This window comes from Phycicoccus jejuensis (genome assembly GCF_044797865.1).
In the GTDB taxonomy this organism is placed as follows: Bacteria; Actinomycetota; Actinomycetes; order Actinomycetales; family Dermatophilaceae; genus Phycicoccus; species Phycicoccus jejuensis.
The window spans coordinates 509337-536320 of sequence record NZ_CP085209.1 but is presented as its reverse complement, the minus strand read 5'-3'; the positions used below and the strand labels follow the sequence as shown (position 1 = coordinate 536320).

The window sequence follows — 26984 nt, the reverse complement described above, 5'->3', positions numbered from 1 at the left end:
GACAGGACGTTTCGGACGGTTGATGTGACAGGACCTGTCGGACACCGAGCGGGCCGGGAGCATTGCTCATGGCCGGGAAGTCGGTGCCGATGGAGGCACGTTTGCAGGTGGCGTTCGTCTCGATGCTGGATGCGGAGGGCACGGTCGCGGCCAAGTGCGCCGCGTTGGGCATCGGCCGTGACTCCTACTACCGGTACCTGAGGCGGTTTCGCGCTCGGGGTGTGGAGGGGCTGCTGGATGACTCCAGCCGCCCCTCGCGCTCTCCCACGGCCACACCGGCCTCGATGGTGGCGTTGATCGTGGCGACCCGGCAGGAGCTGGCGGCCGCGGGCTGGGACCATGGCGCGCGCAGCATCGCGGCCCGGCTACGCCGGGCCGGGATCGTCGATGTCCCGCAGCCGCGCACCATCCACCGGGTGCTGTGCCGTCAAGGACTGATCACCCCCCAGCCGGCGAAACGGCCTCGTTCCTCCTACCGCCGCTTCGAGCACCCCCGCCCCAACGCCTGCTGGCAGCTGGACGGCAAGCAGTGGAGGCTGGCCGACGCCTCCACCGTGTGCATCCTGCGGCTGATCGATGACCACTCCCGCTACATCCTGGGCACCCGGGTGGCCCCCAACGAGAACAGCCACGACGCGTGGGAGCTGTTCTCTGCCTGCGCCACCCGCCACGGCCCCCCGGCGATGCTGCTCACCGACAACTCCCTGGCCTTCAACGGCCGCCGCATCGCCCACGCCATGACCGCCTTCGAAGCCCGCGTGCGCGCCCTGGGCACCCAGCCCGTCACCGCCAGCCCGCACCATCCCCAGACCTGCGGGAAGAAGGAACGCGACTGGCAGCCCCTACGCCGCTGGCTGACCGCCCGTGCCCCCGCCCGCGGCATCCCCGAGCTGCAACGCCTCCTGGACACCTACGACGTGCTGTTCAACACCGAACGCCCCCACCAGGCCCTCGACCCCGACCAGACCCCCCACGAGCGCTACACCGCCACCGCCAAGGCCCTGCCCAGCCCGCAACCCCTCCCCGGCCCGGTCACCACCACCCGCTTCACCGTGGCCCCCAACGGTCACGTCAACCTCGGCCGCGACGCCGTCACCAGCATCGGCCGTTCCTGGGCCGCCGCCACCGTCACCGTGGTGCGCGACCACCACGACGTGGTCATCCTCCACGAGGCCACCCTCATCGCCCGCCTCCACATCGACCCCACCCGCCGCTACCAGGACCGCACCACCTGGAGGCCACTACTGTCCGAAAGGTCCTGACACCACATGTCCGACAGGTCCTGTCACATGACACCGGTGCCGCCCGGCGGTTTCACACACTTTCGCGTGGGACGCGGGACGCCCGGCGTGGGAGGGTGGGGCCGTGTCCAGCACCGACCCGCGTCCCGTCGACCGTGACGACGTCGACGGCATCGCGATGGCCCTGCCCGACGTCACGCGCGAGGGCACCGACACCCACCCGTCCTACGCGGTGCGCGGCAAGGGCTTCGTCACCTGGCGGGGGCCGCGCAAGGACGCGGTCGACCCTGACACCGGTGAGCGGATGGACGACGTCATCTGCATCGTCGTGCCCGGCCCGGACGACAAGGAGTCGATCCTCCAGCTCGGCGAGCCCTGGTTCACGACACCGCACTTCGACGGCTACGACGCCGTCCTCGTCCGCGAGCGCGACCTCGGGAGGCTGGACTACCTCGAGCTCGCCGAGATCATCACCGACGCGTGGGCGACCAGGGCGCCGAAGAAGCTCGTCAAGGAGCACCTCGGCTGACCCGGACGGCGGCCCCCGAATGGTCGCCTGATACCCCATGGGGGTATCATCGACGCATGACCACCTCCCCCGCGGCCGAGCCGGTCGTCCCCGGCTACTCCGAGACCAAGGACGCCCACCTGCGCCGCCTCAAGCGCATCGAGGGCCAGGTGCGGGTCATCGCCCGGATGGTCGAGAACGACACCTACTGCATCGACGTCCTCACCCAGGTGAGCGCCGTGACCCGCGCGCTGCAGGCCGTGAGCCTCGGCCTGCTCGAGGAGCACGTCGCCCACTGCGTCGTCGACGCCGCACGCGAGTCCGACGAGGCCGCGACCGAGAAGGTCGACGAGGTCATCGCCGCCGTCACGCGCCTCGTGAGGAGCTGAGATGACCCAGACCACCGACCGTCCCGCCGACGAGGTCCACGAGGTCGACCTCGCGATCTCCGGAATGACCTGCGCCTCGTGCTCGGCGCGCATCGAGAAGAAGCTCGGCCGCCTCGACGGGGTCGACGCCGTCGTCAACCTCGCGACCGAGAAGGCCACCGTCCGCTGGACCGGGCCGCTGACCGTCGCCGACATCGTCGCGACCGTGCAGCGCACCGGGTACGGCGCCGAGGTGCTCGGCGACGCCCCGACCGCCGATGCCGACGCCGATGCCGACGCCGCGACCGCAGCCGCCGACGCCACCACCGCCGACGACGCGTCCACCGCCGCCCCGGCGTCGCCCGCCCCGGACGCGGGCGCCGCGGTCGAGCGCGCCGTCGCGCCGTCGGCCCACCACCAGGTCTCCCGCCAGGACGACCTGCGCCGACGCGCCGAGGTCGCCGCCCTCCTCACCCTCCCCGTCGTCGTCCTCGCGATGGTCCCCGGCCTGTACTTCACGGCCTCGCCCTGGGTACAGCTCGTCCTCGCGACCCCCGTCGTCGCGTGGGCCGGCTGGCCGTTCCACCGGGCCGCCGCGCTCAACGCCCGGCACGGCGCCTCGACGATGGACACCCTCGTCTCGCTCGGCGTCCTCGCGGCCTACCTCTCGTCCCTCGTCGTCGTGGTGACCGGCCGCGCCGGCGGGATGGACGGCGACGGCGCGCACGTCTGGTTCGAGACCGCGACCGTCGTCACGACCTTCCTCCTCGTCGGACGCTGGATGGAGGCGCGCGCGACCGACCGCACCCGCGACGCGCTGCGCGGCCTGCTCGACCTCGGCGCCAAGGACGTCGCGGTGCTGCGCACCGACACCGTCTCCGGGGCCACCGTCGAGGAGCGCGTCCCCGTCGACCGGCTCGGCGTCGGCGACCGCTTCGTCGTCCGCCCCGGCGAGAAGGTCGCCACCGACGGCGTCGTCCGCGACGGGCGCAGCGCCGTCGACGCCTCGCTCGTCACCGGCGAGTCGGTGCCGGTCGACGTCGCGCCGGGCGCCGAGGTCACCGGCGGCACCGTCAACACCACCGGCCGCCTCGTCGTCGAGGCCACGCGCGTCGGCGCCGAGACGACGCTGGCGGGCATCACGCGGATGGTCGAGCGCGCGCAGACGAGCAAGGCGCCGGTGCAGCGCCTGGCCGACCGCGTGTCGGCCGTCTTCGTGCCGGTCGTGCTCGCCGTCGCGGCGCTCACCTTCGTCGGCTGGTGGCTGGGGTCCGGCGACCCCGCCCGCGCGCTCGAGGTCGCCATCTCGGTGCTCGTCATCGCCTGCCCCTGCGCACTCGGCCTCGCGACGCCGACGGCCCTGCTCGTCGGCACCGGCCGCGGCGCGCGGATGGGCATCCTCATCAAGGGTGCCGAGGTGCTGGAGGACACCCGGCGCATCGACACCGTCGTCCTCGACAAGACCGGCACCGTCACCTCGGGCGAGATGACGCTCGTCGACGTCGCGACCGCCGGCCGGCTGCCGAAGGACCAGGCGCTGCGGGCCGCCGCGGCGGTCGAGCAGGGCAGCGAGCACCCGGTGGCGCGGGCCGTCGTGGCGGCCGCCCGCTCCCGCGCACTCGGCGTCCCGCAGGCCTCCGACTTCGAGGCGCTCCCCGGCGCGGGCGCGCGGGCTCGCATCAAGGGCACCGAGGTCGTCGTCGGCCGGGCCGACCTCTTCGACGAGGTACCGCGCGAGATCGCGACCCCCGCCGCCGAGGGCACCTGCGTCTGGGTCGGGTGGGACGGCCGGGCCCGGGCCTCGCTGACCGTCGCCGACACCGTGCGGCGCAGCTCCGGGCGGGCCGTGCGCGCCCTCGACGAGTCCGGGCTGGTCTGCTACCTCCTGACCGGCGACCACGACCGGGCCGCGCTCACCGTGGCCCGCGACGTGGGCATCCCCGTCGGACGCGTCGTCGCCGACGTCCGGCCCGAGGACAAGCACGCGATGGTCGCCGACCTCCAGCGCCGTGGGCGGGTCGTCGCGATGGTCGGCGACGGCGTCAACGACGCGGCGGCGCTCGCGCAGGCCGACCTCGGCATCGCGATGGGCAGCGGCACCGACGTCGCGGCCGATGCCGCCGACATCGTCCTCCTGCGCTCGGAGCTGCCGGCCGTCGTCGACGCGATGGACCTCTCGCGGGCCACGCTGCGGACCATCCGCCAGAACCTCGGGTGGGCGTTCGGCTACAACGTCGCGGCGATCCCGCTCGCCGTCGCCGGGGTGCTCAGCCCGATGGTCGCCGGCGCCGCGATGGCCGCCTCGAGCGTCCTCGTCGTGACCAACAGCCTGCGTCTGCGCCGCTGGACCCCCCGCGGCTGACCCGTCCTTCCCCACTGACTGCGAGTTCCGCCGCTCGACGCGCCGCCCCGCCGTGTGTCGAGCGGCGGAACTCGCAAGAAGTCGGCTTCAGGACGTGACGAGGCCCCCGCCGGATGGTCCGGCGGGGGCCTCGTCGTCGCGGGGTGCGGGGCGTCAGACGACGACCTCGCCCTGCGGGGTGTCGAACGTGACGGCCATGAGCCCGGGGGTGCCGTGCGGCGCCACGAAGGAGAACTCGATGACCGACGAGGTGTAGTCGGCGGGCAGGCCGAGCCAGTCGCGCACGCGGTCGGGGTCACCGGCGATCGTCAGCGACTCGATGGTCACCTCGGTGTCGGCGTCCTCGGAGGGGTGCGGCGTGCCCTCCTCCCACGTGATGAAGAAGGGGAGCTGGGGGTCGGCCTGCAGGCCCTTGACCCCGAGCTGGCGCCAGCGCAGCTCGACCCCGTCGGGGCGGTGCCGGTTGCCGTTGACGGCCTCGCGGCCGAGGCGCTGCTCCTGCTCGGCGATGTCGTCGACGCGGACGACCCAGCCGAGCCAGCCACCGCCGGCCTGGGAGCGCGCCCGGACGACCTGCCCGAAGGGCGCCTTGTCGCTGGCGGGGTGGTCGAGGACCTCGACGACCTCGACGTACCGCTCGTGGGCGAGCGGCAGGATGACGTTGCGCGTCCCGAAGCGCGGGTGGACTCCCCCGTCGACCGGCTCGACGCCGATCAGCTTCGCGAGACGCTCGGCCGTCGCGTGCACGCCATCGTGCTCGGCCGCGTAGACGACGTGGTCAACTCGCATGCCGTTCATGGTCGCACACGCGCGCGGGTGCTCTTGACCGGGGTCGGACGGTACCGGTTCAGACGTCCCACCGGCCACAGCAGCCCCATCGCGTCGCATGACCACCCCGGGGGACGCCCGGGCCGCGGCGGCTCAGAAGCCACCGTGCCGCCGGGAGCCCGACGGTGTCCGCCGACGCCGCCAGCGGGCCAGCCGGGGCAGCACCTCCGCGTACCGCACCGGGTCGAGGACGGCGCCGAGGGGGTGCCGGCAGGTACCCGGCGAGGGCGTCGGGGTCCGCGAGCACCTCGTCGACGACCTCGAGACCGCGGAAGAGCAGGTGCGTGCGCAGGTCCGCGAAGAGGTCGTCGCCGAGCGGGCCGATGGCGAAGTCGCCCGCGCACCAGAGCGGGTCGACGAACATCCGCCGGTGCTGGCGCCCGCACTCGCGATGGAAGGCGACGACCTCGTCGGCGCCCAGCCCACAGAGCGTGTCGAACAGCACGACCGCCATCCGGTCGACGTCACCGCCACCTCGCGCGCGCACGCCGTCGACGATCTCGCACATCCGGTCCCGGTCCACGTCGGTCCACCTTCCAGCGGGGTCCCCGCCCTGCCGACCCTAGGTTCGCGGGCGGGCCCCGGTCACGACCCGACGGCGACGTCGGGCCGTTCCGCCGTCGCGGCGTCGGCCGAACGGCGACTCAGCCCTGGCGCTGACGCACCGCCTCGTAGAGCACGACCGCCGCGGAGACGCCGGCGTTGAGCGAGTTGACCGTCCCCGCCATCGGGATGCGCACGCGCGCGTCGGCGGCCGCGAGCGCCGCGTCGGTCAGGCCCGTCTTCTCGGTGCCGACGGCCACGGCGACCCCGCCGGTCAGGTCGCAGTCGGTGTGGAGCATCTCGGTGTCGGGGGTCGTCGCGACGAGCCGGATGCCCCGGTCGGCGAGCCAGGCGAGCACCTCGGGCAGCGGGGCGGAGGCGACCGGCACCGAGAAGACCGTGCCCTTGCTCGCGCGCACGACGTTGGGGTTGCCCCAGTCGGTGACCGGGTCGGCGGCGACGACCGCCGCGACCCCGGCGGCGTCGGCGCTGCGCAGGACCGAGCCGAGGTTGCCCGGCTTCTCGAGGCCCTCGAGGACGACGACGAGCGGGTCCTCGGGCAGGTCGAGCGTCCGCAGCGGCGTGCCGGCGACCGGGACGACGGCGATGAAGCCGTCGGGCCCCTCGCGGTAGGCCACCTTCTCGAAGGCCGCGCGCCCGCAGCGGATCGTGCTCGCCCCGAGGTCGCGGACCCGCTCGACGAGCCCCAGCTGCGCGTCGGCGTCGAGCATCAGCTCGGGGCAGTAGAGCAGCGTGCGCGGCCGCACCCCGGCGTCGACGGCGAGCAGCAGCTCGTCGTAGCCGTCGACGACGGTCAGCCCCTCGGCCTCGCGGGCCCGGCGGCGCCGGAGCGCGGCGACGGCCTTGAGGCGCGGGTTGGTCGCGGAGGTGACGTGGAGCTCGGCCATGGCGCGCCCAGCATCCCACGCGGCGGAGGGGCCCGCGCCCACCGCGGCCCGCCCCGGGTGCGGTAGACATGCCGGATGACCAGCACCGACGAGGCGACCCCGTCCCGCACGCGCACCCGCCGCCTCGGGCGGGCCGCCCTCTACGCGCTGGTCACCGGGCTCGTGCTCTTCGGGGTCGGGTTCCTCGTCCGCAGCCGCTGGGACCCGCTCATCAGCCTCGACGACGACGTCATCCGGCACCTCACCGACGTCACCCGCGCCCACCCGGGTCTGCGCGAGGCGTTCATCGTGTGGCAGGCCGTGAGCCAGCCCGTCAACCTGCACGTCGTCGGCACCTTCGTCTGCCTCTGGGTCTGGCTGCGCAAGGGGATGCGGACGCGGGCCTGGTGGGCGTTCGCGACGCTCATGCTCTCGTGGTTCGTCGGCCTCGTCGCCAAGTACATCTTCCAGCGCGCCCGGCCCGTCGTCGAGGACCCGGTCTCCGAGGCACCGGGGTACTCCTTCCCGTCGGGGCACGCCCTCAACTCGGCGGCGTGGGTGTCGGTCCTGCTCATCCTGGTGTGGCCGCTGCTGAGGACCCGCGCCGCCCGCACGGTCGCCGTCGTCCTCGGCGCGGCCGTCGTCGTCGTCACGGCGCTGGACCGGATGTTCCTCGGCGTCCACTACCCGAGCGACGTGACCGTCGGCGTCCTCACCGGCACCGGCCTCGTCCTCGCCTCCTACGCGGGCTACACCGGCTGGAACCCGCGCGACCCCGACGACGCCCGTGACCCCGACTCCACGCGCCACCCCGCCGACACCGACGTCGCCTCCGACCGTTCCGCCTCTCGCCAGGAGTCCTGATGTCCTTCCTCACGCGCTGGGACGACGACACGTCCCGTCCCTCGTTCGGCTCGGCCCTGCGCGACGCGGCGGTCCGTGCCGTCCTGCCGGGCGTCGGCGTCTTCGCCGTCATCGTCGCGATCGGGCTGGTCATCATGGGCCCGCTGCGCGGCTTCGAGGCCGAGAACGCGGTGAGCCGCTGGTTCCAGGACCGCCGCACGCCCGTCGGCGAGAGCATCACCAAGGTCATGTCGATGATCGGCAACACCGAGTACGTCATCGCCGTCGCCGTGCTCGTGGCCCTCGTCGTCCTCTGGCGCACCCGGCAGTGGTGGTTCGCCGTCGTCCCGCTGCTCGCGATCTCGCTGCAGGCGACGATCTTCGTCATCGCGACGGCCGTCGTCGGGCGACCCCGCCCCACGGTCGAGCGCCTCGACCCCACGCCGCCGACGTCGAGCTACCCGAGCGGTCACGTCGGCGCGTCGACCGCGCTGTACGTCTCGTTCGTCCTCATGGCCACCCGCATCCCGAACCTCGCCGTGCGCCGGGCGGTCATCGCGGTGTGCGTCCTCGTGCCGCTCGCGGTGTCGTTCGCGCGCCTCTACCGGGGCGCGCACCACGTGACCGACATCGTCGTCGGGCTGGCCAACGGCATCGCGTGCGCGCTGCTGGCGTGGGGCTACCTGCGCCGGGACACCGGCGCGTCGACGGACGGGTCGGGCGACCGGGCGGCTCAGAGCCGCGCGTAGCGCGCGCGGGCGAAGGAGTAGACGCCGTACGCGGCGATGCCCAGCGCGACGACGGTGAGGACGACCGAGCCGCCCGTCATGTCCTTGAGCGACTTGAGCGCCCCGTCGAGACCCTGCGCCTTGTCGGCGTCGTGCTGCACCGCCGCGACGAGGAAGAACACGCCGACGACGACGAGCGCCACGCCCTTCGCGACGTAGCCCGCGCGGCCGGCCTGGACCGCCCAGTCCCCGGGGTGCTCGGTGAGGTCGCCGAGGAACTTCTTCTTCCAGCCCTTGTAGACGTGGTACCCGGCGATGCCGAGGACGACGAGCCCGAGCGCCCCGACGAGGACCTGCCCGGCGGGGCTGCCCATGAGCGCCTGGGTTGCGTCCTCGGTGTCCTTCTCGCTCGAGCCCTCGGTGCCGAGCGCGACGACCTTGAACGCCGTCCACGCGAAGAACAGGTACATGACGCCCTTGGCGGCGAGCTTGAGCCGGTCGGTCGCCTCGCCGTGGCTGATGGCGCCCTCGGTGAGGTTCCAGAGCCCGAGGAGGGCGAAGCCGACGACGGCGACCCAGAGGAGGAACGGTCCGGTCGTGGAGCCGGCGACCGTCGAGAGGGCCCCGGACTGGTCCGCGCTCTGCGAGCCGGAGCTGCCGATGCCCCAGGCGATCTTGACGGCCAGGTAGGCGATGACGAGGTGCAGCACCCCGAGGACGGCGTACCCGACCCGTGCGCCCCACTCGACGACAGGACTCTCGTTGGCCTCACGGGTGACACGGGAGACGTCGGCGCTGCTCATGGCAGGACACCCTGCCACCCCCGGGGAGGTGGCGTCGAGATCCGCCCCCGCGGATGTCAGCGGAGCGAGTCGAGGACCGTGACGAGGCCGTGCTCGTCGACGTGGCCGGTCACCTCGTCGGCCGCCTCCTTGACCTCGTCGGGCGCGTTGTCCATCGCGACCCCGCGGGCCGCCCAGCGCAGCATCTCGAGGTCGTTGCGCTGGTCGCCGACGGCCACGGTGGCGCCGGGCTCGACGCCGAGGCGGCGCCGGACCACCTCGAGCGCGGCAGCCTTGGACACGCCCTCCGGTGTGATGTCGAGCCAGGCGCTCCAGCCGACGGCGTACTCGACGCCGTGCAGGCCGATGCGCTCGGTGCCGGCGAGGAACTCCTCGCTCGAGCTCTCGGGGTCGCGGATGGTCAGGCGCGTCACCGGGTGGGCCATCAGCTCCTCGAAGGGGACGACCTGGGGCGTGCCGTCGAGCTCGCCGTCGGGGAACGGGGCGGAGACCTTGAAGCCGACGCCGAGCTCCTCGACCGCGACGAGCGCGCTGGGGAACTCCTCGCGCAGGACGCGCAGGGCGGGGGCGGGGTCGAAGGTCACCGCCTCGAGGACCTCGTAGCCGTCGGGGAGGGCGGGGTCGAGGCGCAGGGTGATGGCGCCGTTGGCGCAGACGGCGTACCCGTCGACGAGGCCGAGCTGGTCGAGGACCGGCAGCGTGCCGAGGACGCCGCGGCCGGTGGCCATCGTCACGTGGTGGCCGGCCCCGAGGACGGCGCGGACGGCGCTGCGGACGGGGTCGTGGAGGCGGCCGTCGTGGTCGACCGTCGTGCCGTCGATGTCGAGGCACACGAGGTGTGGAGTTCTCATCGCTGCCCACGCTACCGAGGCGGGGTGAACGCCGGGTGTCCACGTCACGGACCGGCGACGACCCCGGGGCCCTGTTCCGACAGCGACAACCCCGCACGTGCGGGCTTATCGAGCCCGCGGCCCTGTTCCGACAGCGACAACCCCGCACGTGCGGGCTCATCGGGCCCGGCACCCGTTTCCGACAGCGACAACCCCGCACGTGCGGGCTTCCCGAGCCCGCGGCCCTGTTCTGACAGCGACAACCCCGCACGTGCCGGGTTTTGCGTCAGGGGCGGGGGCGGCCGAGCTTCCAGTAGGCGCAGAAGAAGACGTCGCGCCGGTCGGTGCCGTGACGGACGAGGACGCGCCGGGCGCCGGCGGCGAGCGAGGCCTCGCCGCACGCCCAGCCGTAGGCGACCGGGCCGGGGCGCCGGGCGAGCTCGGCGTCGAGGGCCGGCAGCACGGCGCTCCCGGGGCGACCCCGGCGCACGTGGACACGGGCGTCGCCGAGGTCGTAGGCGTCGAGCACCCGCGGGTCGGCGACCTCGACGTGCACCTCGACCCCGTGGTCGCGGGCGTCGTCGGCGCCGCCCCACGCGTCGAGGATCGCCGCGACCGACGGCACCGCGGTCTCGTCGGCGACGAGCACCTGACGGCCGCCGGCCTCGAACCCGCGGTAGAGCGCCCCGCTCGCCCGGATGCCGACGGCGTCGCCGGGCCGGGCGCGCGAGACCCACGACGAGCCGGGGCCGCTGTCGCCGTGCGTCACGACGTCGATGTCGACCCGCCCGCGGACGGGGTCGTGCTCGCGGACCGTGTACCAGCGCAGCGCCGGCCGCCAGGCGGGCGGCAGCGCGGCCACCGTCGCGCGCACGTTGACCGGCTCGGGGTCGGGCAGGACGAGCGGGGCGCCCGCCGGCGGCATGAGCAGGCCGACGTACTCGTCCGGGCCGCACGGCACGAAGTCGCGCAGTCCCGGTGCCTCGCAGACGAGCCGGCGCATCCCGGCCCCGAGGTCGTGCACCTCGGCGACGGTCGCCGCGTACTGCGGGAAGTCGGCGCGCACGATGCCGGTCGAGGCGTCGGTGCGGCGCTCGCGGGCCACGGCGCTCACGACACCCTCCGGCGCGGCAGGACCACCGGCGTCCCGGTCTCGGGGTCCTCGATGACCCGCGCGGACACCCCGAAGACGGCCTCGACGACCTCGGGGGTCACGACCTCGTGCGGCGTGCCCTCGGCGACGACCCGGCCGTCGCGCATCGCGACGAGGTGGTCGGCGTAGCGCGCGGCCATCGCGAGGTCGTGCAGCACCATGACGACGGTCGTGCCGTCGTCGTCGCACAGGCGGCGCACGAGGTCGAGGACGTCGAGCTGGTGGGCGATGTCGAGGAAGGACGTGGGCTCGTCGAGGAGGAGCACCGGCGTGCGCTGGGCGAGCACCATCGCGAGCCAGACCCGCTGCCGCTGGCCGCCGCTCAGGCTGTCGACGGGCACGCCGGCGAGGTGCACGAGGTCGGTGCGCTCGAGGGCGTCGGCCACCGCCACCTCGTCGTCGCGACCCCAGGTGCGGAAGAGCCCGTGGTGCGGATGCCGTCCGCGCTCGACGAGCTCGAGAACGCTGACCCCCTCGGGGACGATCGGCTGCTGCGGCAGCAGCCCGAGCCGGCGCGCGATCTCGCGCGTCGGCAGCGACCCGATCTCGTCGCCGTCGAGGAGCACCTGGCCGCCGCGCGGCCGCAGCAGGCGGCCGAGCCCGCGCAGGAGCGTCGACTTGCCGCAGCCGTTCGGGCCGACGACGGCCGTCGTCCGGCCCGTCGGCACGGCGAGGGTCACGCCGTCGACGACCACCCGGTCGTCGTAGGCCAGCCGCAGGTCGCGGGCGGCGAGGCGGGATCCGGCCGGCGCCTCCGCCGGGTGCTGGGGCACGCGGGGTGCGGTCTCGGTCACGGTCATCGGCCCTCCTGGGACGTGGGACGGGAGCGGAGCATCCAGAGCAGGACGGGGGCACCGAGCAGACCGGTGACCAGGCCGACCGGGAGCGCAGTGCCCGGCACGGCGTAGGCGGCGGCGTGGTCGGACGCGACGACGACGACGGCGCCGACGAGGGCGGCGACGCCGACGGACGGCCGACCGGGGACGAGCCGGCGGGCGATCGGGCCGCTGAGGAACCCGACGAACGCGACCGGGCCGACGACCGCCGTGGCCGCCGCCACGAGACCGACGACGAGGACGGTGACGCCGACGCGCAGGCGGGCGACGCGCACCCCGAGGGCCGCGGCGAGGTCGTCGCCGAGCCCGAGCACCGGCAGCCGCCCGGTGGCGACGAGCAGCAGCGGCAGGAGCACGGCGTCGACGGCGAGCAGGCGCAGGATGTCGGTCCACGTGACGGTGTTGAGGCTGCCGCTGAGCCAGACCAGGGCGTCCTGCGCCTGGTAGATGCTGGCCCGCACGAGCAGCCAGTGCACGAGCGCCGACAGGCCCGCCGCGAGGGCGACGCCGACGAGGACCATCCGGCCGGTGGCCCCGCCGCTCCCCCCGGCCTGGGACAGGATGAGCACCGCCGCGAGGACCGACCCGGCGAGGGCCGCGAGCGTGACGGGGGTGCCCCGCACCCCGAAGGCGACGACGACGAGCACCGCGCCCGCGCTGGCACCGAGGGTGATGCCGAGGACGTCCGGGCTGGCCAGCGGGTTGCGCAGCATCGTCTGGAACGCGGCCCCGGCGGCCCCGAAGGCGGCGCCGGCGAGCACCGCCATGAGGGCGCGGGGCAGCGTGGACTCGAGGAGGACGAAGGACGCCCCGGGGACCTGCTCGCCGCCGATGATGCGCACGGCGTCGACGAGCGACACGCGGTAGTCGCCGAGCAGCGCGCGGACGAGGACGAGGGCGACGACGAGCAGCAGGAGGACGCCCACCACGAGGCGGCGACGACGCCGCGGGCCGCGCCGTGCCCGGGCCAGGGCGTCGGCGGTCGCGGAGGAGTCGCGGACCTCGCTCTCTCGCACGGCGGTCGACATCAGAGCCCCTTGACGCGGCGGACGACGAGGACGAGGACGGGCGCGCCGAGCACCGCGCAGACGATGCCGACCTGCACCTCCGACGGCGTGGCCACGAGGCGCCCCACGACGTCGGCGAGGACGACGAAGGCCGGGCCGAGCAGGGCCGAGACGAGGAGGACGCGACGGTGCCCGACGCCGACGAGGACGCGCACCAGGTGGGGCACGACGAGCCCGACGAAGGCGATGGGCCCGGCGAGGGCCGTGGCCGTGGCGGCGAGCAGCACGGCGCCGGCCGCGGCGAGCCCGCGGTGCAGCACGACGTTCTGGCCGAGGCCGCGGGCGAGGTCGTCGCCGAGCGCGACGGCGTCGAGGGTCGGCCCGGAGGTCAGGGCGAGCGCGGCGCCGACGAGGAGGAACGGCAGGACGTCGAGGACCTGGCCGGCGTCCCGGCCGGCGACCGACCCGACCTGCCAGAACCGGAAGCTGTCGAGCGAGCCGCGGTCGGTGACGAGCACGGCGCCGATGAGGCTCTGCGCCAGGGCCATCACCGCCGCGCCGGCGAGCGCCATCGAGACCGGCGCGCTGGCCCGCGGCGCCATGAGGGTGAGCGACTGCACCAGCACGGCGACCGCGAGGGTGCCCGCGATCGCGGCGACGACGTAACCACCGACGGAGTCGAGCCCGAGGAAGCGGATGCCGAGGACGACCGCCAGCGCGGCCCCGGAGTTGAGGCCGAGGATGCCGGGCTCGGCGATCGGGTTGCGGCTCAGGCCCTGGAGGACGACTCCCGACAGCGCCACGGCCGCGCCGACGACGAGGCCGATGACGGTGCGGGAGACGCGGGAGGAGACGATCGCAGCCGTCTCGGGGTCGGCGCCACCCCCCGTCAGTGCGTCGAGGACGGCACCGGGCGCGAGGTGCTGCACCCCGAGGAGGAGCGAGGCCGCGACCGCCGCGAGGACGACGAGCGCCGACCCCGCCAGGGCCCACGGGAGCGCGACGCGTGCCGACCCGCCCCGCGACCCCCCTGCGGGGGCGGGCCGGGTCGGCGGCGCGGCGGTGGTGGTCACGCGGACGGCTCGCCCTTGACCGCGGAGACGAGCTTGGGCAGGAAGTCCTCGACGGCCGTGCGGACCGACAGCGGACTGGGCAGCGACATCGACAGGGCGACCTCGTTGTCGGCGCTCGCCACGTAATGGCCGTCCTCGAGCGCCGGGATGCGGCCGATGAGCGCGTTCTTGCGCAGCTCCTCGGCGCCGGCGCCCTGCTCGGCGTAGAAGACGACGACGTCGGCCTGCAGGCTCGACGCCTTCTCGGCGCTGAGGTTGGCGGTGAACGCGGACGGGTCCTTCGCACTCAGCTCGGCGACGGTCGGGGAGTCGGCGAACCCGAACTCGCGCAGCATCTGCGGGCGCAGGTCGGAGGTCGTGTACAGGCCGATCGTGCTGAGGTCGGTGGGCGTGAACCAGGCCCAGGCGGCGGTCTTGCCCTTGATCTCGGGGTTGGCGGCGACGGCGTCGGCGATGGTCTTCTCGGTGCTCGCGGTCAGCGCGGCCGCCTCCGACGGCTTGCCGACCGCCTGACCGATCGCCGCCACCTGGTCCTGCCACGGGGTCCCCCACGCCTTCTCGGTCCAGGGCACGGTCGGGGCGATCTTCGAGAGCTTGTCGTAGTCCTCCTGCGACACACCGGAGCTGAGGCCGAGGATGAGGTCCGGGGTGGTGGCCGCGATGTCGTCGAACGGGATGCCGGCGGAGTCGTCGTAGCGGGTCATCCCGGAGGTGTCGGCGCCGATCTCCTCGACCTGCTCGTCGAACCAGTCGGTCGAGCCCGCGTCGTTACCTCCCCACGTGATCTTCGGGGCGCCGACCGGGACGATGCCGAGCGCGGCGAGGGTGTCGGCGTCGGCCCATCCGACGGTCGCGATGCGCGTGGGGACCCGGGTCACCGTCGTCGAGCCGTAGGCGTGCTCGATCGTCACGGGGAAGGCGGCCGCGTCGGCGGTGGCGGCGGTCGACGCGCTCGGGGTCGAGGCCCCGGTCGGGCCGGTCGAGCAGGCGGCGAGGACGAGGGCGGCTGCGGCGAGGGGGGCGGCGGTGAGCAGCCGGCGACGCGAGGGCACGATGGACTCCAGTCGGGGTGAGGCTTGCCTTACTTAGGTGAGCCTCACCTTAGCGTCACTCGCTGTGCCGCCGTCAACCTCCCCCGCCATCGGGACCGCGCAGGCGCCCCTCCCCCGGCAGTGACCCCGTCGAGTGAACAGAACACGCCGTGCGCGGCGGACCACGGACGGCGTGTTCTGTTCACTCGACGGGTGGGGCGCCTACTCGGGGGCCACCCAGGCCTGCTTCATCGAGAGCTTGCCGCTCGTCTGGAGCAGCGCCCGCCGGTAGAGGCGCTCGGCCACCCGGAGGACGAGCACCGCCGCGGCCACGAGCACGGCGAGGGCGACGACGGCCTCCCACCACTGCGCCGTCCCCTCGAGGACCCGCGTCGGCATGAGCACGGCCGAGAACGGCGGCACGTACGAGGCCACGACCTTCGCCGACCCGTCGAGGAAGAGCGACCCGAAGAACACCGCCATGACGAGCATCGTCAGCGGGGTCGCGGTGCTCTGGACCTCCTCGGTGCGCGAGGCGAGGGCCCCGGCGACGGCCCACAGCGCGGCGAGGGCGACGAAGCCTGCGACGAAGAACACGAGGAACCACACGACCGGCCCGCTGACCGCCGTCACGAGGGACGCGTACGGCGTGAGCGACAGCCCGACGAGCCCGACCCCGGCGTAGAGGACCATCTGGGCGATGGCCAGCACGCTGTTGCCGACGATCTTGCCGATGAGCAGCTGCCGCACCGGGATCGAGGTCGCGATGATCTCGACGATGCGCGACTGCTTCTCCTCGACCACGCTGTTGGCCAGCGTGATGCCGAAGGTCAGCGTCGCGATGTAGAAGAGGAAGGCGAACGCGAACGCCACGCCCTGCGCGAGGCCGGCCTTCTCGGCGTCGCCGGTGAGCAGCGAGGTCGTCACCCGGCTGCCGGCCTCGAGCCGCTCGACGCTCGTCCCGAGCTCGCCGGCCTGCTGCTCGAGCGTCGCCTGCCGGACGACCTCCTGCGTGACCCGGGTCAGGTCGTCCTGCGACTCGGTGTCGGAGGTCAGCACCCACCCGCCGTCGACGCGGTGCAGCCAGGCGTCGGCGTCACCGGACGTCACGAGCGCGCGGGCGGCGGCGTCGTCGGCCACGGGGTCGACGCCCACCTCCACCTTGTCGTCGATGCCGGTCGCGGACGACGCGAGCCGGTCGGCCATCGCCCGGTCGGCGCTCGTCGCGGCGACCGTGTAGGTGCTCGTGCGCTCGGCGCTCCAGGCCTGCCAGCCCATGAACGCGGCGATGAGCACGAGGGTCACGACGGTGCCGATGACGAACGCGCGGTCGGTCAGCTTGACGACGACCTCGCGGCGGGCGACGAGCGTCCACGCCGCGCGGCCGGCGACCGGCTCGTCGGTGACGGAGGTCTGCGGGGGCGTCAGCGTCGTGGTCATCAGGCGGCCACCTCTCGGTAGATGTCGGCCAGGGCCGGTCGGACGGGGGCGAACTCGTGGACGGCGCCGCGCCCGGCGGCCTCGCGCAGCACGGCCTGCTCGGCGCCCTCCTCGAGGACCTCGACGAGGGCGGTGCGGCCGTCGACGTCGACGACGTGGATGCCGCGCACCTCGCGCACCCAGCCGGCGTCGCGGTCGAGGCTCAGTCGGTAGCGGACGGGACCGCGCGAGCGCAGCTCGTCGGCGCCCCCGGAGGCGACGACGCGCCCCCGCGAGAGGATGACGAGGCGGTCGCAGAGGCGCTCGACGAGGTCGAGCTGGTGGCTCGAGAACAGCACCGGCACACCGGTGCTCGCGTGCTCGCGCAGCATGTCGGCCATCGAGTCGACGGCCGTCGGGTCGAGGCCGGAGAACGGCTCGTCGAGGATGAGCGCCGTCGGCCGGTGGAGCAACGCGGCGACGACCTGCACCTTCTGCTGGTTGCCGAGGCTCAGCTCCTGGAGCCGGTCGCCCGCACGGCCGTCGAGCCCGAACCGCTCGAGGTGCTCCTGCGCCGCACCGCGCGCCACCGCGGCCTCCATCCCCTTGAGCTGGGCGAGGTAGACGAGCTGGTCGAGGACGCGCTGCTTGGGGTAGAGGCCGCGCTCCTCCGGCATGTACCCGAAGCGCCGCTGGTCCTGCGCGGTCACCGGGCGGCCGCGCCAGCGCACCTCCCCCCCGTCGATGCCGAGGACGCCCATGACCATCCGCATGGTCGTCGTCTTGCCCGCCCCGTTGCCGCCGACGAAGCCGGTGAGGATGCCGTCGCGGACGTCGAAGCTGACGCCGTCGACGGCGGTCGTGTCACCGAAGCGCCGGGTGAGTCCCTTGATCTCCAACATGCCTCCGACGCTAGGCGCCCGCGGCCGTCGGCGGATCCCCCCGTGGGTGGGTTCAGCCCTCCGCCGGGGTGATGAGGCCCGCCTCGTGCGCGAGGACGACGGCCTGCACGCGGTCGCGCAGCTGGAGCTTGGCGAGGCAGTTCGACACGTGCGTCTTGACCGTCGCCTCCCCGAGGAAGAGCGTGCGCGCGATCTCGCCGTTCGACAGGCCGCGCCCGACGAGGACGAGCACCTCGCGCTCGCGCTCGGTCAGCCGGTCCAGGCCCGGCGGGTCGGGGCGGCGCGGGGCCGGGCGCTCGCTCGTCATCCGCTCGATGACCCGGCGCGTCACCTCCGGCGCGAGGATGCCCGAGCCGGAGCCGACGACGCGCACGGCCTCGACGAGCTGCTCGGGCTCGGCGTTCTTGAGGAGGAAGCCGCTGGCCCCGGCGTCGAGCGCGTCGAAGAGGTAGTCGTCGCGGTCGAACGTCGTGAGGACGACGACCCGGCCGAGGTCCTCGGCGACGATCCGCCGCGTCGCCTCGATGCCGTCGAGCACGGGCATCTGCACGTCCATGAGGACGACGTCGGGCCTGGTCTCGCGGGCGACGACCACGGCCTCGGCACCGTTCGCGGCCTGGCCGACGACCTCGAGGTCGTCCTCGACCGAGAGCATCATCGTGAAGCCCGAGCGGACCATCGCGTGGTCGTCGACGAGGAGCACCCGCAGCGGTGCGGCGGCGTCGGTCGCGTCCGTCGGGCCGGTCTCGCCGCTCACTGCTCCACCACCTCGGCGTCGGGCAGGCCGTCCGGGCTGTCGGGGACGCCCGGCGCCGCCTCGCGCCACGGGTAGCGGGCCCGGACCCGGTAGCCGCCCGTCGGCCGCGGGCCGATCTCGACGGTGCCGCGGTGCGAGGCCGTCCGCTCGCGGATGCCGAGCTGACCGAGGCCGCTGCCGGAGGTGCCGGCGCGCGGGCGGCCGTCGTCGACGACCTCGACCTCGGCGAACCCCGCGACGTCGTCGAGCCGGACGACGACCGAGACGCGCGTGGCCGTCGAGTGCTTCTCGACGTTGGTCAGCGCCTCCTGCACCGTGCGGTGGATGGAGTGGGCCAGCGGCGTGCCGAGCCGGGACGCGGCCCCGGGCCGGGCCTCGACGACGTCGAGCGCCACCCGGCGACCCGGGGTCGAGCAGGCCGCGACGAGGTCGGGCAGCTGGGCGAGGCCCGGCTGGGGCGCGCGCCCGGGGCCGGCGTCGTCCGACGCGGCGCCCGGCCGCTCGACCTCGCGCAGCGTGCCGAGGAGGCCACGCATCGACGTCACCGCCTCCCGCGAGGAGCCCTCGATGCCGGCGAGCGCCGTCCGCGTGGCCTCCGGGTCGCGGTCCATGACCCGCCGGGCGGCCGCGGCCTGGATGCCGATGACCGACACGTGATGGGCGACGACGTCGTGCAGCTCGCGCGCGATGCGCAGCCGCTCCTCGGTGACGGCGCGCTGGCGCAGCGCCTCGGTCTGGGCCGTGATGGTGGCCGCCTGCCGCTCGAGCACCGCGCGGTCGCGCGCCGAGCGCCACTGCAGCTGGCCGATGACGACCGCCCCGCCGAAGTACACGACGTTGATGACGAGGGTGAGCAGGACCGCCGCGGGGATCTGCCCGAGGACCCCGTAGCGCTCGCCCGCGGTGGCCTCGTCGACGTAGTCCTGCGCCGCGTTGCCGAGGGCGAACTGCAGCGCGATCCACATGAACATCACGACGACGATGACCCCGACGACGACGAGCATCCAGCGCCGGTCGCGCGCCCACGCCACCCCCGACATGAGGGCGACGAAGTAGATGACCTGCATCGTGAACTGGCCCATGACCATCGGCATCGTCACGCCGACGACGATCATGTGGACGGCGGCGAGCGCGGCGACGGTGACCGGCCAGCGCCGCCGGCCGACGAGCAGCCCGGCACCGGTGGCGACGGCGAGCCACTGCACCCACCACGGGGCGCCGGTCTCACGGAGCACGCCGACGCTGCGGACGAGCTCGAGCGCGACGAGGCCGAAGACCCCGATGGCGACCGCCCAGGCGACATCGGCGCGGCCGACGGGCGGTCGCGGCCGCTGCCACGTCTCGTCGGCCCCGAACCACCCGGCGACGCGGGCGAGGACGGGTCGCGCGGGCTGCGCGGAGCGCACGGGGCTGGGCATGGCGACCAGCCTAGGTCGGGGCCGCGGTGTGCGGCCTCCCCCGCGAGGGGGAGCCGACCTCGGCCCACCGGACTAGGGTGCGGCGGTGGCCACCGCCGAGGAGATCGCGTCCTTCCCCGACGACACCCCGCCCCCCGGCGCCTCGCCGTGGGTCGCCGGAGGGCCGTCCCCGATGGTCGCCGTCGTCGACCCGGATCCGGCCTGGCCGGCGTCGTTCGAGCGGCTCGACGGCCTCGTCCGCGACGCGCTCGGGCCCCGGGTCCTGCAGCTGGACCACATCGGCTCGACATCGGTCCCCGGCCTGCCCGCCAAGCCCGTCATCGACCTCGACCTCGTCGTCGCGGACCCCGACGACGAGGAGCACTACGTCCCCGCGCTGGAGGCGCCGGCTTCGTCCTCTGGGTGCGCGAGCCGTGGTGGGACGGCCACCGCCTGCTGCGGCACGCCGACCCGGCGGCCAACCTCCACGTGTTCGGGCCCGACAGCGCCGGCCCGTGGCGCGACCGCGTCTTCCGCGACTGGCTGCGCGCGCACGACGACGACCGCGACCGCTACGCCGCCGTCAAGCGCGAGGCGTCCGACGCCGCGGTCGGGGCCGGCGAGCACGCGATGCAGTACAACGCCCGCAAGCAGGAGGTCCTGCGCGACATCGCGCGCCGGGCCTTCGCCGCCGCCGGGCTGCCCGTGCGCTGACGCCGTCGCCGCCGTCCACGGGATCGGGCCGCTAGCGTGTCGATCCCGGCGCGGCTCGCTCGTCATCGGGACGTGGGACGGCTCGACGGGCGGGCCGCCGTGACGGAAGGACGAGTGATGGCCGAGTACCTCCTGTACTTCAACCAGCAGTGGGTCGGGGAGCACCCCGCCGAGTGGTTCGCGTCGAGGGCCCCCCTCGCCCTGGCCGTCGTCGACGAGATGCGCGCCGCCGGCGTCTACGTCTTCGCGGGCGGCCTCGAGGAGGACGCCCCGGTCTACTCCGTCGACCCGACGGTCGGCGACGAGGTGGTCGTCACCGACGGCCCGTACGTCGAGACGCAGGAGTTCCTCGGCGGGTTCGCGGTCGTCGACGTGCCCGACGACGCGGCCGCCCGGGAGTGGGGCGCCCGCATCTCCGCGGCCTGCGGCTGGCCGCACGAGATCCGGCGGTTCGGCAGGAACCCGGACCTCCCGGCCTGACCGGCCGGGGTGGCCGGGGCGGGGCGGGTCAGCGGACGGGCGTCAGGACGTCGAGGCCGACGACCGGCCGCAGCGCCTCGGGGACGACGACCGACCCGTCGGCCTGCTGGTGGTTCTCGAGGATGGCGACGAGCCAGCGCGTCGTGGCGAGCGTGCCGTTGAGCGTGGCCGCCACCTCGTTGCCCGCCTCGCCCCGGAAGCGGGTGTTGAGGCGGCGCGCCTGGAAGGTCGTGCAGTTCGAGGTCGAGGTCAGCTCGCGGTAGCGGCCCTGCGTGGGCACCCATCCCTCGCAGTCGAACTTGCGCGCGGCCGGCCCACCGAGGTCGCCGGCGGCGGTGTCGATGACCCGGTAGGGCACCTCGACGAGCGCGAGCATCTCCTTCTCGAGGGCGAGCAGGCGCTCGTGCTCGGCGGCGGCGTCCTCGGGACGGCAGTAGACGAACATCTCGATCTTGTTGAACTGGTGCACGCGGATGATGCCGCGGGTGTCCTTGCCGTACGAGCCGGCCTCCCGGCGGTAGCAGGTCGACTGCCCGGCGTAGCGGACCGGCCCGGCCGACAGGTCGACGACCTCGTCGGCGTGGAAGCCCGCGAGCGCGACCTCCGAGGTTCCGGTCAGGTAGAGGTCGTCGGCCTCGAGCCGGTAGACCTCGTCGGCGTGGTGGTCGAGGAAGCCGGCGCCGGCCATCACCTCGGGCTTGACGAGCGTCGGGGTGATGAGGGGCACGAACCCGAGGCCGATCGCCTTCTGCATCGCGAGGTGCAGCAGGCCCATCTCGAGCCGCGCGCCGACGCCCTTGAGGAAGTAGAAGCGCGAGCCGGCGACCTTGGCGCCACGCTCCATGTCGAGCGCGTCGAGGCCCTCGGCGAGCGCGAGGTGGTCCTTCGGCTCGAAGCCCTCGGCCCCGAAGTCGCGGGGCGTCCCGACCTCCTCGAGCACGACGTAGTCGTCCTCGCCGCCGGCCGGCACCTCGGGCTCGACGACGTTGCCCATCGTGCGCATCAGCGCGTCGAGCTCGGTCTGGGCGTCGTCGGCCGCGGCCGAGAGCGCCTTGACCTCGGCGGCGATCTCCTTGGTGCGGGCCAGGAGCGCCTGCTTCTCGTCGCCCTGGGCGCGGGCGACGTCCTTGCCCATCGACTTCTGCTCGGCGCGCAGCCGCTCGTAGGCGGTGAGCGAGGAGCGGCGGCGCTCGTCGGCGGCGAGCACGGCGTCGACGACGCCGTCGTCCTCACCGCGGGCGCGCTGGCTCGCGCGCACCGTGTCGGGGTCCTCCCGGAGCAGCCTGATGTCGATCACGTCGGCGAGTCTAACGACGCGGTCGGGGGCGCCTCCGCCGTGTTTCCCGGCGCCGGCCACGCCCGGCTCAGTCGGGGCGGCCGGTGACGAGCAGGCCGGTGCCGAGGCCGACCATCATGAGCCCGCCGACGCCACCGACCCGCTCCATCCGGCGCGGGGACGACGCGAACCACTCGCGGAACCGCGAGGCGGCGAGCGCCACCGCGCCGTCCCCCGCCAGCGCGACGACCGCGAAGACGGCGCCGAGGACGAGGAGCTGGAGCGCGACCGGGCCCGTGCGGTCGACGAACTGCGGCAGCAGCGCCATGAAGAACACGAGCGACTTCGGGTTGGTGACGCCGACGACGTAGCCCGCCCGGACCGCGTGCGAGGCCGGCGCGGCCGGCAGCCCGGACGACAGCGCCGCCGCGAAGTCGCGGCGGTGGCGGACCGACTGGACGCCGAGGTGCACCAGGTAGCCGGCGCCGACGAGCTTCAGCCCCGTGTAGACGGCCGCGCTCGAGGCGACGAGGGGACCGAGACCGACGGCGATCGCGACGATCTGGGTGAGGATGCCACCCGCGTTCCCCAGCACGGTGAGCAGCGCGGCGCGGCGCCCCGCCGCGAGGGCGCGGCCGATGGTGAAGAGCACCGACGGTCCCGGGATCGCGACGATGACGACCGAGGCGAGGGCGAAGGCGAGGACGGTGGCGGCGGACGGCACGCGCCCAGTGTGGCGCCGTGAGGACGGGGGCCGCACCCAGGCCGTCGCGGAGCCGCTCGTCGTCCACCGCGTCGGTGACGCCCGCACCCGCCGGGTCGCCGTCCGCGAGCTGCTCGACCGGGTCGCCCTGCCGGTCGCGCTCGCGGAGCGCCGCCCGCACGAGCTGTCGGGCGGGCAGCGTCAGCGCGTGGCCATCGCCCGCGCCCTGGCGCTCGACCCGCGCCTCGTCGTCATGGACGAGGCCGTCAGCGCGCTCGACGTCCTCGTCCAGGAGCAGGTCCTGGACCTCATGGTCCGGCTCCAGGAGGAGCTCGGGCTGTCCTACCTGTTCATCACCCACGACCTGGCCGTCGTGCGACTGGTGGCGCACCGGGTCTACGTGATGAAGGACGGCCGGATCGTCGAGCACGGGGACCCGGAGGCGTTGTTCGCGGACCCGCGCGAGGACTACACGCGCCGGCTGCTGGACGCGATCCCCGGCCGCTCGCTCGCCCGCTCCTGACCTCGCCCGACCACGGCCACGAAGGCGACGAGCAGCGCCCGGGCGGCCGCCTCCGACGCGGGCTCGGCGGCGCGGGCGGCGGCCCGCAGCGCGTCGAGGTCGAACCCCTCGGCCGCGACCCGGCTGGCGTCCCAGCGCTCGAGGCGTTCGGCCGAGGCCTCGGGGTGGAACTGCACGCCCCAGGCGGCGGCGCCGACCCGGAAGGCCTGGTGCGGGCAGGTGTCGGAGGCCGCGAGGTGCACGGCCGCCTCGGGTAGCGCCGTCACCTCGTCCCGGTGGTTCTGGATCGCCGGGAAGGTGTCCGGGAGGCCGCCGAACAGCGCGTCACCGGTGGCCGCGGGCGTGCGCCGGACGACGACCGACCCCCGCTCGGGGCGCCCCGAGTCGGCCATGACCCGGCCGCCGGCGACGAGCGCGAGGAGCTGGGCGCCGAGGCAGATGCCGAGCAGCGGCGTGCCGTCGTCGAGGCAGGCGGCCGCGAGCCGGCGCTCGGCCGGCAGCCAGGGGGCGCGCTCGTCGGCGTCCGGCATGAAGCCGCCGCCGAGGAGCAGCACGCCGTCGAGACCCTCCGTCGTCGCCGGCACGGACAGGCCGTCGACGACCCGCAGCCGCACCCCGGCCTCCTCGAGCCAGGCCCCGAAGCGCCCGGGGCCGCTGTCGGGGTCGTTGACGACGACGAGGACGAGTGGGGTGTCACGGACCTCAGGTCGCACGGGCCATCCCGTCCGGTCCGCCCGGCCCGCCGGGGCGCCCCCCGCCCTCGGCGGCCGCCTCGTCGCGCCGGCGCTCCAACCAGCGCATGGCGGGGGTGGCGAGGACGCCGTGGACGACGACCGAGAGGGCCACGGTGAACCCGACGGCCGACCACAGCCAGCGCTCCTCGGTGAAGCGCGCGTGGCCGAGCGCGAAGGCGAGGTAGTAGAGGGAGCCGATGCCCCGGACCCCGAAGAAGCCGATGACGAGCCGCTCCGGCACGCTGAGGCACGCGGTGCGGGTGCCCTTGCGGTGGCCGAGGAAGGACACGTAGCCGGCGACCGGCCGGATGACGAAGACGAGGAGCATCCCGACGAGGACGCCGCGCCAGTCGAGGTTGGCGAGCAGCCCGGTCGTGATCGCGAAGCCCAGCCCGAGCAGCATGACGAGGGTGAGCAGGGTCTCGAGCCGCTCGACGACGTCGTGCATGTGCCGGTGGTACTGGTCGTGGCGCTCGAAGGAGCGGATGGTCATCGCGCAGGCGAAGACCGCGAGGAAGCCGTAGCCGTGCGCGAACTCGGCCGCGCCGTAGGCGAGGAGGAGGGCCGAGAGGGCGAGGAGCGGCTCACCGACCTCGGCCAGCCGCAGCGAGCGGCGCGAGGCCCGGAAGGCCAGCCGGGCCAGCACCCAGCCGACGAGGCATCCGACCGCGATGCCGACGACGACCTTCCCCACGAGCTCCCAGCCGACCCAGCGCAGCACGCCGCCGGCCGGGGCCGCGCCGGCGAGGAAGATCGCCGCCCAGACGAACGGGAACGCGAGGCCGTCGTTGAGCCCGGCCTCGCTCGTCAGCGCGAACCGCACCTCGTCGTCCTCGTCGAGGTCGTCGTCGTCCCCCTCGAGGGTGGGCCCCTCGACCTGGACGTCCGAGGCGAGGACGGGGTCGGTCGGCGCCAGCGCCGCCCCGAGCAGCAGGGCCGCGGGGAACGCCACCCCGAGCGGACCGAAGGCCAGCAGGGCGACCGCGCCGATGGTCAGCGGCATCGCGATGCCGAGCAACCGCCACGTCGGCTCCCAGGAGGCCCAGGACGCGCGCAGCCGCGGCCGCAGCGGGCGGTCGAGCGCGAGCCCGACGCCCATGAGCGCGACGAGCACGGTGAACTCGGCGAGGTGCTCGATCCACGGGCGCAGCGCCACGGGGTCGATGACGACGTCACCCGAGACCGCGGTCGTCCCCACGAGGAGCCCGACCGCCACGAGGACCATCGGGGCCGAGAGGGCCCAGCGGTGCAGGGCCTGCGGGAGGACGGCCGCGAGGAGGAGCGCCCCGCCCAGCAGGACGTAGACGAGCTCGGGACTCACGGGAGGGCGACCCCGACGTCCACGAGGTGGTGCGCGAGGTCGTGCAGGCCGTAGCGGCCGAAGGACAGGGTCGTGAACCGGGCGCCGTCGGAGCGGGTGGCGGTCCGTGACCACGCGACGTCCTCGACGCCGGCGAACCGGTCGGCGAGGCCGGCGGCGGCCTCTCGCAGCTCCACGGAGACGGTGGCCGGCTCCTGCTCGCCGTAGCGCTCGGCGACGGCGGTGGCGTCCTGGTACCAGTTGCCGAACGTCGGGTCGTCCTGCGTGAGGATGCCCTCCAGCCGCTGGTCGAACAGGCGGCAGACGTCGCGCACGTGGCAGGCGTACTCGAGCGGCGACCACGTGGCCGGGTCCGGCCGGACGGCGGCGTCGGGACGCTCGAGCACCGACGGCCACGGGTCCGTGAAGGCGGTCAGCAGCCGGGCGATGTCGTCGGAGGCGACGGCCCGCGGGTCGAAGCCGCAGTCGGGGCACGGGCGCTCGAGCACCCACGTCCAGTCCTTGGTGTCGGGCACCAGGGCGGCGTCGGCGTTCTCGGTCATCCCCGCAGACTACGGGCGTGCCGGGCCTCCTGTACCTTCCGGTGTGTGTCTGGCGAAGCGTGGACCTGGGTCGGCGTCGCGGTGGCGGTGCTCTTCGCCGTCGTCGGCGTCTACCTCGTGCTGTCCGCGCGCGAGCCGGGGCGGCACGTCGCGGCCCAGCGCCCCTCGCGTGACAGCTTCCGCGGGGTCGACGACGCCCCGCCGCCGCGCAAGCGGGTGGCCGTCGTCGTCAACCCGACGAAGTTCGACGACCTCGACGCCGTCCGCGCCACCCTCGCCCGCGTCTGCGAGGCGCAGGACTGGGCCCCGCCGGAGCTGCACGAGACGACCGTCCACGACGTCGGGTTCGGCCAGACCCGCGAGGCCCTCGCGAGCGGGGTCGACCTCGTCTGCGCGCTCGGCGGCGACGGCACCGTCCGCGCCGTCGCCCAGGAGATGGTCGGCTCCGGCGTCCCGCTCGGGCTGCTGCCCGGCGGCACCGGCAACCTCCTCGCCCGCAACCTCGAGATGCCCGTCGACGACCTCGAGCGCGCGATGGTCGTCGCCCTCACCGGGCGCAACCGGCACGTCGACGCCGCCTGGCTGACCCTCGACCCCGAGGACCTCGAGCTCGAGGAGGGCGCCGGCGAGGGCTCGAGCGCCGGCGCGCAGCGGCACGCCTTCTTCGTCATGGCCGGGATGGGCCTCGACGCCGCGATCATGGACTCGACGTCCGAGCAGCTGAAGTCGCGGATCGGCTGGGGCGCGTACGTCCCGGCGGGCCTGCGCCACATGCTCACCGAGCGCTTCAAGGTCACGCTGACCGTCGACGGCGGCCCACCGGCCACGCAGCGGGCGCGGATGGTCGTCATCGGCAACTGCGGCAAGATCACCGGCGGCATCGACCTGCTCCCCGACGCCGAGCCCGACGACGGCATGCTCGACGTCATCGTCCTGGCGCCCCGCGGGGTGGCTGCGTGGGCGTCGGTCGCGGCGCGCGTCATCACCCGCAGCGACCGGACCAACGCCAACCTCGCGCGGCACAAGTGCCAGACGGCGACCGTGCAGGTCGACGAGCCGCAGCGGGTCCAGGTCGACGGCGACATCATCGGCGAGGCGAGCCGCCTCTCGGTCGAGGTGCAGCCGCGCGTGCTCGTCGTCCGCACCGAGAACGGGCGGCCGGCCGGCGCCTGACC

At 74.6% G+C, this 26984-nt stretch carries 28 protein-coding genes and 1 pseudogene; 10 read left to right on the top strand and 19 right to left on the bottom strand.

Going from position 1 to position 26984, the window contains the following annotated elements:
* The first annotated feature begins 68 nt into the window (after positions 1-68).
* The 4 genes from LG324_RS02440 to LG324_RS02425 all read left to right on the top strand — a co-directional run bounded on the left by LG324_RS02440 (position 69) and on the right by LG324_RS02425 (position 4479).
* Entirely contained in the window at positions 69-1262 is a 1194-nt protein-coding gene (locus LG324_RS02440; protein WP_404351522.1) for a helix-turn-helix domain-containing protein, read from the top strand.
* A 103-nt stretch (positions 1263-1365) separates the two neighbouring features.
* Entirely contained in the window at positions 1366-1770 is a 405-nt protein-coding gene (locus LG324_RS02435; RefSeq protein WP_030527088.1) for a hypothetical protein, read from the top strand.
* Between the two features lie 56 nt (positions 1771-1826).
* A complete protein-coding gene (locus tag LG324_RS02430) occupies positions 1827-2138 on the top strand; it encodes a metal-sensitive transcriptional regulator (RefSeq protein WP_404351520.1) in 312 nt (103 codons plus the stop codon).
* Between the two features lies 1 nt (position 2139).
* Positions 2140-4479, top strand: a complete 2340-nt coding sequence (locus tag LG324_RS02425) for a heavy metal translocating P-type ATPase (protein ID WP_404351518.1) — start codon at positions 2140-2142, stop codon at positions 4477-4479.
* Between the two features lie 153 nt (positions 4480-4632).
* Here the strand turns inward: LG324_RS02425 and LG324_RS02420 are convergent, their stop codons facing one another.
* The 3 genes from LG324_RS02420 to LG324_RS02410 all read right to left on the bottom strand — a co-directional run bounded on the left by LG324_RS02420 (position 4633) and on the right by LG324_RS02410 (position 6758).
* On the bottom strand, positions 4633-5268 hold the full coding sequence (locus LG324_RS02420) for a VOC family protein (protein ID WP_030527091.1): 636 nt from the start codon (positions 5266-5268) through the stop codon (positions 4633-4635).
* A gap of 58 nt (positions 5269-5326) precedes the next feature.
* Positions 5327-5830, bottom strand: a complete 504-nt coding sequence (locus LG324_RS02415; RefSeq protein ID WP_404351516.1) for a DUF4240 domain-containing protein — start codon at positions 5828-5830, stop codon at positions 5327-5329.
* Between the two features lie 121 nt (positions 5831-5951).
* The gene (locus tag LG324_RS02410; RefSeq protein WP_404351514.1) at positions 5952-6758 is read right to left on the bottom strand and encodes a TrmH family RNA methyltransferase; all 807 of its coding nucleotides are present in this window, start codon (positions 6756-6758) and stop codon (positions 5952-5954) included.
* A 75-nt stretch (positions 6759-6833) separates the two neighbouring features.
* On the opposite strand from LG324_RS02410, the gene LG324_RS02405 reads away from it, so the two are divergent.
* On the top strand, positions 6834-7601 hold the full coding sequence (locus tag LG324_RS02405) for a phosphatase PAP2 family protein (RefSeq protein WP_404351512.1): 768 nt from the start codon (positions 6834-6836) through the stop codon (positions 7599-7601).
* Positions 7601-8329 carry a phosphatase PAP2 family protein gene (locus tag LG324_RS02400; protein ID WP_404351510.1) on the top strand — a complete coding sequence of 243 codons (729 nt, stop codon included), beginning with the start codon at positions 7601-7603 and terminating at the stop codon, positions 8327-8329. Before LG324_RS02405 ends, LG324_RS02400 begins: the two co-directional genes overlap by 1 nt.
* On the opposite strand, the gene LG324_RS02395 is transcribed toward LG324_RS02400, so the two are convergent.
* From LG324_RS02395 to LG324_RS02345, 11 genes are all read right to left on the bottom strand, one after another.
* Positions 8314-9111 (bottom strand): DUF1206 domain-containing protein, encoded by a 798-nt coding sequence (locus LG324_RS02395; RefSeq protein ID WP_404351508.1) that lies wholly within the window; start codon positions 9109-9111, stop codon positions 8314-8316. The genes LG324_RS02400 and LG324_RS02395 overlap by 16 nt on opposite strands.
* Before the next feature lie 56 nt (positions 9112-9167).
* The gene (locus LG324_RS02390) at positions 9168-9962 is read right to left on the bottom strand and encodes an HAD family hydrolase (protein WP_404351506.1); all 795 of its coding nucleotides are present in this window, start codon (positions 9960-9962) and stop codon (positions 9168-9170) included.
* A gap of 265 nt (positions 9963-10227) precedes the next feature.
* Entirely contained in the window at positions 10228-11055 is an 828-nt protein-coding gene (locus LG324_RS02385; RefSeq protein WP_404351504.1) for a siderophore-interacting protein, read from the bottom strand.
* Entirely contained in the window at positions 11052-11894 is an 843-nt protein-coding gene (locus LG324_RS02380; protein ID WP_404351503.1) for an ABC transporter ATP-binding protein, read from the bottom strand. Before LG324_RS02380 ends, LG324_RS02385 begins: the two co-directional genes overlap by 4 nt.
* Positions 11891-12958, bottom strand: a complete 1068-nt coding sequence (locus LG324_RS02375) for a FecCD family ABC transporter permease (protein ID WP_404351501.1) — start codon at positions 12956-12958, stop codon at positions 11891-11893. Before LG324_RS02375 ends, LG324_RS02380 begins: the two co-directional genes overlap by 4 nt.
* Positions 12958-14010: a FecCD family ABC transporter permease gene (locus LG324_RS02370; RefSeq protein WP_404351499.1), complete on the bottom strand. Its 1053-nt coding sequence runs from the start codon at positions 14008-14010 to the stop codon at positions 12958-12960. Before LG324_RS02370 ends, LG324_RS02375 begins: the two co-directional genes overlap by 1 nt.
* Entirely contained in the window at positions 14007-15062 is a 1056-nt protein-coding gene (locus LG324_RS02365; protein WP_404351497.1) for an ABC transporter substrate-binding protein, read from the bottom strand. The genes LG324_RS02370 and LG324_RS02365 overlap by 4 nt, the downstream gene beginning before the upstream one ends.
* A gap of 201 nt (positions 15063-15263) precedes the next feature.
* Positions 15264-16481 carry an ABC transporter permease gene (locus tag LG324_RS02360; protein WP_404351495.1) on the bottom strand — a complete coding sequence of 406 codons (1218 nt, stop codon included), beginning with the start codon at positions 16479-16481 and terminating at the stop codon, positions 15264-15266.
* A complete protein-coding gene (locus LG324_RS02355; RefSeq protein WP_030527104.1) occupies positions 16481-17362 on the bottom strand; it encodes an ABC transporter ATP-binding protein in 882 nt (293 codons plus the stop codon). Before LG324_RS02355 ends, LG324_RS02360 begins: the two co-directional genes overlap by 1 nt.
* Before the next feature lie 52 nt (positions 17363-17414).
* A complete protein-coding gene (locus LG324_RS02350) occupies positions 17415-18041 on the bottom strand; it encodes a response regulator transcription factor (RefSeq protein ID WP_051750285.1) in 627 nt (208 codons plus the stop codon).
* A gap of 74 nt (positions 18042-18115) precedes the next feature.
* Positions 18116-19537, bottom strand: coding sequence for a sensor histidine kinase (locus tag LG324_RS02345; RefSeq protein WP_404351493.1), 1422 nt, complete (start codon positions 19535-19537; stop codon positions 18116-18118).
* A gap of 172 nt (positions 19538-19709) precedes the next feature.
* Between LG324_RS02345 and LG324_RS02340 the strand changes: the two are divergent.
* Together LG324_RS02340 and LG324_RS02335 are read left to right on the top strand one after the other, a co-directional pair.
* Positions 19710-20230: pseudogene (locus LG324_RS02340) on the top strand (GrpB family protein).
* A gap of 117 nt (positions 20231-20347) precedes the next feature.
* Complete coding sequence (locus tag LG324_RS02335; protein ID WP_207023945.1) at positions 20348-20710, top strand: YciI family protein; 363 nt, start codon at positions 20348-20350, stop codon at positions 20708-20710.
* A gap of 28 nt (positions 20711-20738) precedes the next feature.
* Here LG324_RS02335 and serS read toward each other — a convergent pair whose 3' ends face one another.
* Together serS and LG324_RS02325 are read right to left on the bottom strand one after the other, a co-directional pair.
* Positions 20739-22007: a serine--tRNA ligase gene (gene serS / locus LG324_RS02330; protein WP_404351491.1), complete on the bottom strand. Its 1269-nt coding sequence runs from the start codon at positions 22005-22007 to the stop codon at positions 20739-20741.
* Between the two features lie 67 nt (positions 22008-22074).
* The gene (locus LG324_RS02325) at positions 22075-22710 is read right to left on the bottom strand and encodes a LysE family translocator (protein ID WP_404351489.1); all 636 of its coding nucleotides are present in this window, start codon (positions 22708-22710) and stop codon (positions 22075-22077) included.
* On the opposite strand from LG324_RS02325, the gene LG324_RS02320 reads away from it, so the two are divergent.
* The gene (locus LG324_RS02320; protein WP_404351487.1) at positions 22694-23212 is read left to right on the top strand and encodes an ATP-binding cassette domain-containing protein; all 519 of its coding nucleotides are present in this window, start codon (positions 22694-22696) and stop codon (positions 23210-23212) included. The two genes, LG324_RS02325 and LG324_RS02320, sit on opposite strands and share 17 nt — an antisense overlap.
* Here LG324_RS02320 and LG324_RS02315 read toward each other — a convergent pair.
* From LG324_RS02315 to LG324_RS02305, 3 genes are read right to left on the bottom strand one after another with little or no spacing between them, the layout of a single operon-like run.
* Positions 23158-23925, bottom strand: a complete 768-nt coding sequence (locus tag LG324_RS02315; protein ID WP_404351485.1) for a type 1 glutamine amidotransferase — start codon at positions 23923-23925, stop codon at positions 23158-23160. The genes LG324_RS02320 and LG324_RS02315 overlap by 55 nt on opposite strands.
* On the bottom strand, positions 23915-25267 hold the full coding sequence (locus tag LG324_RS02310; RefSeq protein ID WP_404351483.1) for a cation:proton antiporter: 1353 nt from the start codon (positions 25265-25267) through the stop codon (positions 23915-23917). The genes LG324_RS02315 and LG324_RS02310 overlap by 11 nt, the downstream gene beginning before the upstream one ends.
* Positions 25264-25809 (bottom strand): DinB family protein, encoded by a 546-nt coding sequence (locus tag LG324_RS02305; protein ID WP_404351482.1) that lies wholly within the window; start codon positions 25807-25809, stop codon positions 25264-25266. The genes LG324_RS02310 and LG324_RS02305 overlap by 4 nt, the downstream gene beginning before the upstream one ends.
* Before the next feature lie 45 nt (positions 25810-25854).
* On the opposite strand from LG324_RS02305, the gene LG324_RS02300 reads away from it, so the two are divergent.
* Complete coding sequence (locus LG324_RS02300) at positions 25855-26982, top strand: diacylglycerol kinase family protein (RefSeq protein WP_030527120.1); 1128 nt, start codon at positions 25855-25857, stop codon at positions 26980-26982.
* The last annotated feature ends 2 nt before the right edge of the window (positions 26983-26984 follow it).

Excerpts from the sequence above, each read along its gene's own strand:
- LG324_RS02440 (WP_404351522.1), top strand. The coding sequence starts at position 69 with ATGGCCGGGAAGTCGGTGCCGATGGAGGCACGTTTGCAGGTGGCGTTC.
- LG324_RS02430 (WP_404351520.1), top strand. The coding sequence starts at position 1,827 with ATGACCACCTCCCCCGCGGCCGAGCCGGTCGTCCCCGGCTACTCCGAG.
- LG324_RS02425 (WP_404351518.1), top strand. The coding sequence starts at position 2,140 with ATGACCCAGACCACCGACCGTCCCGCCGACGAGGTCCACGAGGTCGAC.
- LG324_RS02420 (WP_030527091.1), bottom strand. The coding sequence starts at position 5,268 with ATGCGAGTTGACCACGTCGTCTACGCGGCCGAGCACGATGGCGTGCAC.
- LG324_RS02410 (WP_404351514.1), bottom strand. The coding sequence starts at position 6,758 with ATGGCCGAGCTCCACGTCACCTCCGCGACCAACCCGCGCCTCAAGGCC.
- LG324_RS02405 (WP_404351512.1), top strand. The coding sequence starts at position 6,834 with ATGACCAGCACCGACGAGGCGACCCCGTCCCGCACGCGCACCCGCCGC.
- LG324_RS02400 (WP_404351510.1), top strand. The coding sequence starts at position 7,601 with ATGTCCTTCCTCACGCGCTGGGACGACGACACGTCCCGTCCCTCGTTC.
- LG324_RS02395 (WP_404351508.1), bottom strand. The coding sequence starts at position 9,111 with ATGAGCAGCGCCGACGTCTCCCGTGTCACCCGTGAGGCCAACGAGAGT.
- LG324_RS02390 (WP_404351506.1), bottom strand. The coding sequence starts at position 9,962 with ATGAGAACTCCACACCTCGTGTGCCTCGACATCGACGGCACGACGGTC.
- LG324_RS02380 (WP_404351503.1), bottom strand. The coding sequence starts at position 11,894 with ATGACCGTGACCGAGACCGCACCCCGCGTGCCCCAGCACCCGGCGGAG.
- LG324_RS02375 (WP_404351501.1), bottom strand. The coding sequence starts at position 12,958 with ATGTCGACCGCCGTGCGAGAGAGCGAGGTCCGCGACTCCTCCGCGACC.
- LG324_RS02360 (WP_404351495.1), bottom strand. The coding sequence starts at position 16,481 with ATGACCACGACGCTGACGCCCCCGCAGACCTCCGTCACCGACGAGCCG.
- LG324_RS02355 (WP_030527104.1), bottom strand. The coding sequence starts at position 17,362 with ATGTTGGAGATCAAGGGACTCACCCGGCGCTTCGGTGACACGACCGCC.
- LG324_RS02350 (WP_051750285.1), bottom strand. The coding sequence starts at position 18,041 with ATGGTCCGCTCGGGCTTCACGATGATGCTCTCGGTCGAGGACGACCTC.
- LG324_RS02345 (WP_404351493.1), bottom strand. The coding sequence starts at position 19,537 with ATGCCCAGCCCCGTGCGCTCCGCGCAGCCCGCGCGACCCGTCCTCGCC.
- LG324_RS02335 (WP_207023945.1), top strand. The coding sequence starts at position 20,348 with ATGGCCGAGTACCTCCTGTACTTCAACCAGCAGTGGGTCGGGGAGCAC.
- LG324_RS02305 (WP_404351482.1), bottom strand. The coding sequence starts at position 25,809 with ATGACCGAGAACGCCGACGCCGCCCTGGTGCCCGACACCAAGGACTGG.